We start from the raw sequence: 8,697 nt of genomic DNA, 5'->3' as shown, positions 1-8,697 counted from the left end.
CCAACGACTCACCCGCAGCCCGACCCAACCCAATCTGCTCCCGCTCCAACGGACTCAACCTCGACGCCATAACCACCCCAACGAAGATCACCAAAAGGGGTGTTGCAACCACCGGTTGAGCCCGCCCGCGGAACGGAAACTGTCCAAGATCTGCTGGCAGCCACCAACCGGACCGCACCATCCGCTTCCGCCGACCCGCCATCTGCCTCCCGGCGGGCATCCGGCGTCGCGGCATCCGCCCCGGCGGCACCCGGCGCTGCGGCATCCGCTCCAAGCGGGCACCCGGCGCCGCATCCGCTCCCGGCCGGCGACGCGGCGTCCGCGACCAGCGGCCACGTGCCCGCCGCACGGAAACGGAAGTGCCGCTGGCCGGCACCCCGGGTGGGGGTGCCGGCCAGCGGTCGGTGTCGTGCGGGTGGTGCTGTGCTGTTGTTCTGTGGGTGGTGCTGTTGTTCTGTGGGTGGTGCTGTGCTGTTGTTCTGTGGTGGTGCTGGCGTGGGTCAGCTGTTCCAGTGCTGGCCGACGAGGTCGGTGGCCTGCTGCTCCCACTGGGCGTAGGCGTCCGGGTAGGCCGACACCTGCACGGTCTGCGCCGCCTGGGTCAGGGGCATGTCCTGCCACCCGTCGACCTGCTTGAGGCCCTTGAGGAACGCGGTCGTCGAGTAGGCCGGGTCGGTGATCTGCTCCGGGGTACCCCAACCACTGGACGGGCGCTGCTGGAACAGGCCCAGCGAGTCGTGGTCGTTCTTGTCGCCGAGGTGGCCGAGGTTCTCCAGCTTCGACTCCTGCAGGCTCGTCGCGATCGAGATGACCGCGGCCCGCTCCGGCAGACCGGCCTTCTTCGTCGCGGCGATGATCGCCTTCACGTTCGCGCTCTGCTCATCGTTGAGGCTGATGCGGGACTGCTCGCCCTGCGGCTTCGGCGCGGCCGACTGCACGGCCACCGCGACCGGCTTGGCATCCACGGCCGGGGTGGCGGCGTGGGCGGCGATCGGGCCGGCGAACACACCACCGGCGAACGCGAGACCAGCAACAGACAGCATGCTCTTACGGAAGATCGTGTTCATGAGGGGTAGCTCCTTCGGGGGTAGAACACCCCGACCGCCAGGGGGCGGCGGCAGGGTGTGAGCACCTCGTCCGGCGCTGCACAAACAAAGGGGAAAAAGTTTGGGGGTGACACCCGGTGTCGGGCGTCGGGGTCGGCGACCTGGCGAGCCGGAGGGCTCGCGGCGCCGGGTCCCTGTGTAACGACCGCCGGGCCTGGGTCATTCCGGGGTGGCCCACCTACCGGGCACCCTCATCGAGGCGGTGCCTGCGGTTGGTCGTGGGGACTGTAACGACCGGGCGGAGGCTGGCATTCCAACCTGCGCGACCCAGCCCCCAAGCTCGGGCGGCGGGTCGGTGGTACTGCGATCGTCAGGGTATGTAACGACCCCGGCCCGGCCACGATTCCGGCCCACGGGTGCGCCCGGTCACCAGTCAGACCACCCATAACTGACAAAACGCCCACCTAATGTCGAGCAGGCGGCGTCGAATCGCCCCTCACCCGCCGTGGTCCACTCGGGTTCACGGAAGTCGGGGCATCCGGGACTCCGGGACACGGCGACATCAAGAAACCCGAGTCGATCAAGCCGATCTGCCCGGTTCCGCGCCCCCGAATGCACGGCCCGGTCCTGGACCGGTCAGGTGCCGAGGTAGCGCAGGATTGCGAGGATTCGTCGGCTGTAGCCCGTTGTGTGCGCGAGGTCGAGTTTCTCGAAGATGGCGTTGACATGCTTCTCGACCGCGCTCTGCGACACGTGCAGTCGCTGGGCGATGGCGAGATTCGTGTGCCCCTGGGCCATCTCGTGCAACACGTCCCGTTCCCGCGGCGTGAGCCGACCGAACGGGTCGGGCCGTTCCGAGCCGGCCACCACCTGTCGGACCACCTCCGGGTCGAGGGCGGTGCCTCCGGCGGCGACCCGGTCGAGGGCGTCGAGGAAGTCGTCCACCTGGGCAACCCGGTCCTTGAGCAGGTAGCCGACCCCCTCGGGGCGGTCCGCTAGCAGCCGCCCGGCGTATCGCCGCTCCACGTATTGGGAGAGTACGAGGACGCCGGTGTCGGGCCACCGACGACGTATCTCCAGGGCGGCCCGTAGCCCGTCATCGGTGTGGTTGGGTGGCATCCGGACGTCGGTGACGACCACGTCGGGACGGGATCGTCCGACCGCCTCGACAAGCTGGTCGGCGGTCCCGACCGCCGCGAGCACGTCGTGGTCCTCGTCGGCGAGCAGCCGCGTCAGGCCCTCCCGGAGCAGCGTCGAGTCTTCGGCGAGGACTAGTCGCACGGCAACTGCGCCAGCACGGTCGTCGGACCGCCGGCCGGGCTGGTCACCAGCAGCCGACCGTCCAGCGCGGCGACCCGCCGCGCAAGCCCGGACAATCCGCGTCCGGTCGGCTCCGCCCCGCCGACGCCGTCGTCGTGTACGCGCATCCGGATCCACCCATCCCGTACTCCGATATCGACCGTGACCAGGGTAGCGGCGGCGTGTTTCGCGGCGTTGGTGAGCGCCTCGCAGGCCACGAAGTACAGCACCGTCTCGACCTGCCGCTCGGGGCGGACGGGCAGCTCGCAGCGGATCCGCACCGGCACCTCGGATCCGCGGGCGACGATGGTCAGGACCTCACCCAGATCGCTGTCGTCCAGCGCTGACGGGTAGACCCGCCATGCCACCTCGCGCAACTCTTCGATGGCCCGCTGCACATCCTCGTGTGCCTGGGCGAGCAGTGCGTGTGTGCGGTCGGCGTCCCGGGCGCGCCGGGCCCGGCCGAGCAGCATGCCGAGGGCGACCAGCCGCTGTTGGAGGCCGTCGTGCAGGTCGCGTTCGATGCGCTGCCGTTCGGCGTCGACTGCGGCGATGACCCCGGCTCGACTGGTGGTCAGCTCGTGGACCCGCCGGGTCAGCTCTGCCCTGCTTCCCGGGCCGAGCAGTCGTCGAGCCAGCCGGACGTCCAGTGCGGCGATGCTGGCTACGGCTTGGACATTGAGCAGCAGCAGCACCGCCCCGACGGCGATCTGGGACAGGGCGTCGAGGAGGGTCAGCTCTCCGCGCACCGCCGCGCGCAGCACGATCCCGGCCAGCACCACGCCGACGCCGAGCACGGCGTACGCCAGCAGGCCGAGCGCGCCGGGTAGCAGTCGGGCGGCCAGGTAGCCGATCTGCCGCCGGGTCGCCACGGTGTTCGGCGCGGGCAGATCCGCCGCGGCGAGCAGGCCGGTGAGGCGGCCATGTTCCATCCGCACCAGGCGCCCGCCGTACCGGTCGGTCAGGCCAGCAACCCGACGGCCGGCCGCAGGCGCTACCACGCGCACGCTGGACGCGGCGGCCGCAACGACGAGGAAGGCGAACTCGACGACGGCCGTCGCGATTCCGGTGGCGACACCGAGCGGCAGCCGAAGCCGAAGCCACCACCTGCCGGTCTGCCGCTCCCCCACCACCTCGCCCACCTTCCGCACCGAGCGTGCCCCCCTTCGCCGCTTCATCTGACGCGCCCGCAGGAAACGCTGGCGCGATGGGGGGTCGTTATCTGACACGCCGGTAGGAGACGCAGGCGCCAGTCAGGGCATCACCTGTCGTGCCCGCCGGAGTCGCACCTTCGAGGCGGGGCGTCACGTGACCCGTCCGCGCGCGACGCCGGTGCAATCTGGGGTGCAGAGCAAAGGAAACCAGACGGGCTGGCTAGCGCTCGTCCGAGGTCCACGATCCGCTTCGGTAGAGGGTGCCGCGACCGCCCGGGTCGGGCCTTCCGTTCAGTGCGCTCTGCTCGGGTTCGGTCGGCTCGGGGTTGCGGGCAGCGCGGCGGGCTTTCAGCACGCGGGACCCGACGAACCAGGCGGCTGCCGCCGCGCAGACGACGATCACCACCTTCTGGAGCATGCCGGCGTAGCCCTCGACGAGATGCCAGTTGTCGCCCAGCAGGTAGCCGGCCAGTACGAAGGTGGTGTTCCAGATCAGGCTGCCCAACGTGGTGTAGAGCAGAAACGTGCTCACCGGCATCCGCTCCACGCCGGCCGGGATGGAGATCAGGCTCCGGAAAATCGGGATCATCCGGCCGAAGAAGACCGCCTTCACACCGTGCCGCAGGAACCACGCCTCGGTCCGGTCCACGTCGCTGAGCTTGACCAGCGGAAGCCGGGAGACGATGGCGCGCATCCGGTCGCGCCCCAGGGCCGCGCCGATCAGGTAGAGCGCGAGCGCGCCCACCACCGAACCCAGCGTGGTCCAGAAGATCGCACCGACCAGACTCATCCGTCCCTGCGCGGCGACGAACCCGGCCAGCGGCAGGATCACCTCACTGGGGATCGGCGGGAAGAGGTTCTCCAACGCCACTGCCAGGCCGGCACCCGGCCCGCCGAGTCGTTCCACCAGGTCAGTGACGTAGCCGACGATCCCGTCCTGTGGTGGCTCCGCTGCGGCGGCGGGGGTTCCGGTGGCGAACACGGCGTGGGACGTTCGAATCATGCGCCCACGTTACGAAGTCATCCTGAGAGTCGACCATGGGGCCGACCGCCCGACCGAGCGGGTCGACCACACCCGTGGGGGTGCGGAGAGCCGCACCCCGCTGCGGCTCGCGGTGGTCCAGCCGCCGTGCGTACCACTGGATGTCGCGGCGAACGCGCGGGCGCACGCCGCCGCGGTCCGCGCGGCGCGCGCCCGGTTGGTGGTCTTTCCGGAGCTGTCGCTGACCGGGTACGAGTTGGACGCGCCGGTCGTGTCGGTCGACGACCCGCGGTTGGCGCCGCTGGTCGAGGCGTGCGCCGAGGCGGGGGCGCTGGCGCTGGCCGGTGCGCCCGTCACCGGCGACCACATAGCGATGCTGGCGGTGACCGGTGGCGGTGTGACGGTGGCGTACCGGAAGATGTGGCTGGGGGACGCGGAGGCCCGCCGGTTCCGGCCCGGCGACACCCCGGTCGTGCTCGATGTGGACGGTTGGCGGGTGGGGCTGGCGATCTGCAAGGACACCGGCGTGGCCGCGCACGCGGACCGGACGGCCGCGCTCGGGATCGACGTGTACGCGGCGGGCGTCCTGGAATCGGCCAGCGACGCCGCCGTGACAGACCAGCGGGCGCACCGGATCACCACCGCGCACCGGGTCTGGGTGGCGGTCGCGAGCTTCGCCGGGTCGACCGGCGGTGGCTACACCGAGGCGGCGGGGCGGTCGGGCGTCTGGACGCCGGACGGCGAAGAGTATGCCCGCGCGGGCACCGACCCGGGCGAGTCGGTCAGTGTCAACCTCACGTCCCCCGACCGGGGCGGCGGGCGCGGTTAGGGTGACGTAATGATCTCCGGACGAGTCGTGCAGCTGCGGCGGTACCCGGTGAAGTCGCTGCTCGGAGAGCGGACCTCGGCCGCCGACATCGGCGCGACCGGTATCGCGGGTGACCGTGTGCTGGCCCTGCTGGATCAGACAAGTGGACGGGTGGCCAGCGCCAAGCAACCCCATCGCTGGCGCGGCCTGCTCACGCTACGAGCGACCGGCGGGGTGACCGATCCAGTACGGATAACCCTGCCTGACGGTCGACACCTGTCAAGCGAGGACCCCGGCATCGACACGGCGCTGAGCGCGGCGGTGGGCCGCCCGGTGACCCTCGTCGACGCCGTACCGCCCGGTGCCACCCTGCTGCGGTCCCACCCGGAGGCGGTGCTCGCGGCCGGCCTCACCGAAGAGGTCCTGGCCGACGAGAGCCGGCTAGGGTCGGTTCTGCCCGGGACCTTCTTCGACTTCGCTCCGATCCACCTGGTCACCACCGCGACCCTGGATCGGATCGCTGGGCACGTATCGCCTGGGGCGGGGACTGTGGAGCGCTACCGGCCCAACCTGGTGCTCGACACGGACACGGACGCCTTCGCCGAGAACGACTGGGTCGGACGGGAACTGCGCGTCGGCCCGGACCTGGTGCTCGCCGTGCTGGCCCCGACGCCGCGCTGCGCGGTGCCCACGCTCGCGCACGGCCCGCTGCCCCGCGAGACCGAGGCGCTGCGGGCTCCCGCCCGGCTCAACCGGATCGAACCGCTGCCCGGGATGGGTCCCCAGCCGTGTGTCGGCGCGTACGCCACCGTGCTCCGGTCCGGGCGGGTGGCGGACGGCGACCACGTTACGGTCGGCTCGTGAGCACCGTCCCCTCTCGACTGTCCGTGGTCACACTGGGAGCACGCGACGTCGCCGCGCTGCGGTCGTTCTACCGGTCGTTGGGGTGGCCCGAGCTGCCGGCCAGTGACGACGGTTGGTCGGCCTTCCTGCTCGGTGGTGTGCTGTTCGCGCTCTACCCACTGCCGGAGTTGGCCGCCGAGGCGGCACCGGGCGTGCCCGCGCCGGCCGGGGGCTGGTCGGGGGTCACCCTGGCCTGCAACGTCGACAGCCGCGACGAGGTCGACGCGGCGTTCGAAGCCGCCGTCGCGGCGGGGGCGACGGTGGTGGCGGAGCCGACCGACCGGTCCTGGGGTGGGCGCTCCGGCTACATTGCCGACCCGGAGGGCAACCGCTGGGAGATCGCCTGGGCGGGCACCGCCCGCTTCGACGAGCGCGGCGCTCTTCTCTCCTTTGGCTGAATGTGCTGTTTGCGCGGCGGCACTGACCTTGAAATGCTTCGGGAATGACCTCCTTTCCCCCGACCTTCGCCGATGATGTCGTCGGCCAGTCAGCCCAGGCGCAGTTCGAGGCGTTCATCGACGAGCACCGCAGAGCGCTCAACGGCTATCTGGACGGGCTGACCGAGGAACAGGCGCGCCGGTCGTTGGTGCCGTCCCGGACGACGCTGCTGGGTCTCGTGAAGCACGCCGCGTTCGTGGAGAAAGTCTGGTTCGACGAGGCCGTCACGTGTCGGCCCCGGGCCGAGATCGGCATCCCGGCCACGCCGGACGAGTCGTTCATCCTCGACGACGGCGACACGATCGCCACCGTCCAGCGCGCGCACCGGGAAGCCTGCGAAGCCTCCCGCCGCGCCACGTCCAGCCTGGGCCTCGACGACCTGCTTCGCGGCAACCGGCGCGGCCCGCTGCCGCTGCGCTGGGTCTACCTGCACGTGCTGCGCGAGTTCGCCCAGCACTGCGGGCACGCGGAGATCCTGCGCGAGCAGATCCTGGCCGCCGACTAGCATCGCCGCATGCCGAAGCTGGTCGCGCCCACCGTCCGCCTGCACGCCGCCTGGCTGGAGGCGCACGACGAGTGGGGTCCCGGCCTCCACGAGGACGGTTTCGGTCTGCGGTCGACCGATGAGGTGCGCTCGCCGGACGGGTTCGCGGCCTGGGTCACCCGGCTGGCCGACCGGTCGGGTCCAGACGCGCCGCTGGCGGATAGTCGGGTGCGGTGCACGTACCGATGGATCGTCGAGGACGACCGGGTGCTCGGCGGAATCGCGCTGCGACACGAACTCGACCACTACCTGTTGCGGGTTGGCGGCCACATCGGATACGGCATCCGCCCGTCCGCCCGCCGCCGCGGGCTGGCGACCTGGGCACTGGACCGGATGCTCGGCGAGGCCCGAGCGCTCGGATTGGATCGGGTGCTGCTCGCCTGCGAGGCGGACAACACGGCGTCGGCGAAGACGATCGAACGCCTCGGCGGCGTCCTTGAGGACATCCGAGACACCGAACTCGGTCCGGCCCGGCGGTACTGGATCACGCTCTAGCCCACCCCCCCGGTGTCGGCGAAGCGGCGCAGCGTCCAGCGGGCCGGCGGCCAACCGCCGGGGTCGTGGTCGGTGGTCCATTCGGTGATCGAGGCCGGGGGCACGTCCAGGTCGAACGCCCGGAAGACCGGCTGCGCGCCGAGCGCGTGGAAGGCGCCCTCGACGGTCTCGCTGTGGCCGACCAGGACCACTGTGGAACCGCGGTGCCGGTGAGCGATCTCCATGATCGCGCGGCTGACACGGACCACCAGCTCGGCCCAGCTCTCGTTGCCCTCCTCGAACGGTCGGAACACGCCGCCACCCGCCACCGCGTGGTCGGTGCGGAAGAGGGCGGTCGGCAGGCCGTCGGCGTACGGGGGTGTGTGCCAGGTGCAGAGACCACAGTCGGCCACCGGCCGGACGCCGAACGCCGCGCCGATCGGTTGCGCGGTCTCGACGGCCCTGCGCAGCACGGACGAGTAGACCGCCACCGGCCCGTCGGCGGCGACCTCACTGGTGAGCCGGTTGGCCAGGTCGTGTGCCTGCTCGTGGCCGAGGGCGGTGAGGCCCCGACAGCCACGTGGCCCACCGACGATTCCTTCGAGCTGGTGGACCGACTCGCCGTGTCGCACGAAGATCAGACGTGTCCGCATCGGGACATCATGCCAGCGGTATCGACCGAGGTATCAGTCGTCCGTACGGCTGGTGGAGAAGGCGTCGGCCCGGGCGAGCAGAGAGTCCAGTTTCGCGCCCGTCTGCGCTGGTAGGCGGTTCCGCCGCACCAGCTCGGCGATGTGGTCCCGGAGGTCGGCGACGCGCTCGGCGCGGTCCCTGGTGCGGCGGTTGAGGTCGGCGAGGTCGTCACGCAGGTCTTCGGCGGTCTTCGGGTCGACGTCACGGCGGGCGACCGCTGTGGCGAGGACGGCGGCGAACTCGCTGCTCACCTCCCGGAAGCTGACCGGTAGCTGCTGCCCGACGGTCGAGGGCGCGGTGCTGGCGGTGGGGGGTGGCGAGGACGGTGCGGCCGGCGTCGGCGACTGCGTCGTAGG

Annotated in this window: 10 protein-coding genes and 1 pseudogene; 5 read left to right on the top strand and 6 right to left on the bottom strand. The window is 71.3% G+C overall.

What is annotated here, in order from left to right:
- Positions 1–500: 500 nt before the first annotated feature.
- The 4 genes from DLJ58_RS23625 to DLJ58_RS23610 form a co-directional block, all read right to left on the bottom strand.
- On the bottom strand, positions 501–1,067 hold the full coding sequence (locus DLJ58_RS23625; RefSeq protein WP_124859386.1) for a hypothetical protein: 567 nt from the start codon (positions 1,065–1,067) through the stop codon (positions 501–503).
- A 615-nt stretch (positions 1,068–1,682) separates the two neighbouring features.
- Positions 1,683–2,327, bottom strand: a complete 645-nt coding sequence (locus tag DLJ58_RS23620) for a response regulator (protein WP_124859384.1) — start codon at positions 2,325–2,327, stop codon at positions 1,683–1,685.
- Entirely contained in the window at positions 2,318–3,496 is a 1,179-nt protein-coding gene (locus DLJ58_RS23615; protein WP_244219098.1) for a sensor histidine kinase, read from the bottom strand. Before DLJ58_RS23615 ends, DLJ58_RS23620 begins: the two co-directional genes overlap by 10 nt.
- Positions 3,497–3,719: 223 nt before the next feature.
- Positions 3,720–4,502, bottom strand: a complete 783-nt coding sequence (locus tag DLJ58_RS23610) for a DedA family protein (RefSeq protein ID WP_124859382.1) — start codon at positions 4,500–4,502, stop codon at positions 3,720–3,722.
- On the opposite strand from DLJ58_RS23610, the gene DLJ58_RS23605 reads away from it, so the two are divergent.
- Genes DLJ58_RS23605 through DLJ58_RS23585 form a run of 5 tightly spaced genes read left to right on the top strand, consistent with a single transcriptional unit; the run spans position 4,501 to position 7,669 of the window.
- Complete coding sequence (locus tag DLJ58_RS23605) at positions 4,501–5,310, top strand: carbon-nitrogen hydrolase family protein (RefSeq protein ID WP_124859380.1); 810 nt, start codon at positions 4,501–4,503, stop codon at positions 5,308–5,310. The two genes, DLJ58_RS23610 and DLJ58_RS23605, sit on opposite strands and share 2 nt — an antisense overlap.
- A 9-nt stretch (positions 5,311–5,319) precedes the next feature.
- Entirely contained in the window at positions 5,320–6,153 is an 834-nt protein-coding gene (locus DLJ58_RS23600; protein ID WP_124859378.1) for an MOSC domain-containing protein, read from the top strand.
- A complete protein-coding gene (locus DLJ58_RS23595; RefSeq protein ID WP_208741290.1) occupies positions 6,150–6,590 on the top strand; it encodes a VOC family protein in 441 nt (146 codons plus the stop codon). The genes DLJ58_RS23600 and DLJ58_RS23595 overlap by 4 nt, the downstream gene beginning before the upstream one ends.
- A gap of 44 nt (positions 6,591–6,634) precedes the next feature.
- Positions 6,635–7,135, top strand: coding sequence for a DinB family protein (locus DLJ58_RS23590; RefSeq protein ID WP_124859376.1), 501 nt, complete (start codon positions 6,635–6,637; stop codon positions 7,133–7,135).
- 9 nt (positions 7,136–7,144) lie between these two features.
- Positions 7,145–7,669 (top strand): GNAT family N-acetyltransferase, encoded by a 525-nt coding sequence (locus tag DLJ58_RS23585; protein WP_124859374.1) that lies wholly within the window; start codon positions 7,145–7,147, stop codon positions 7,667–7,669.
- Here the strand turns inward: DLJ58_RS23585 and DLJ58_RS23580 are convergent.
- Positions 7,666–8,301 (bottom strand): histidine phosphatase family protein, encoded by a 636-nt coding sequence (locus DLJ58_RS23580; protein WP_124859372.1) that lies wholly within the window; start codon positions 8,299–8,301, stop codon positions 7,666–7,668. The two genes, DLJ58_RS23585 and DLJ58_RS23580, sit on opposite strands and share 4 nt — an antisense overlap.
- 33 nt (positions 8,302–8,334) lie before the next feature.
- Positions 8,335–8,697 (bottom strand): annotated as a pseudogene (locus DLJ58_RS23575) (serine/threonine-protein kinase); the annotation flags it as partial.

It is taken from the genome of Micromonospora arida (assembly GCF_003857035.1).
Taxonomy (GTDB): Bacteria; Actinomycetota; Actinomycetes; order Mycobacteriales; family Micromonosporaceae; genus Micromonospora; species Micromonospora arida.
The sequence above is the reverse complement of the archived record's forward strand: the minus strand, read 5'-3'. Positions and strand labels throughout refer to the sequence as shown.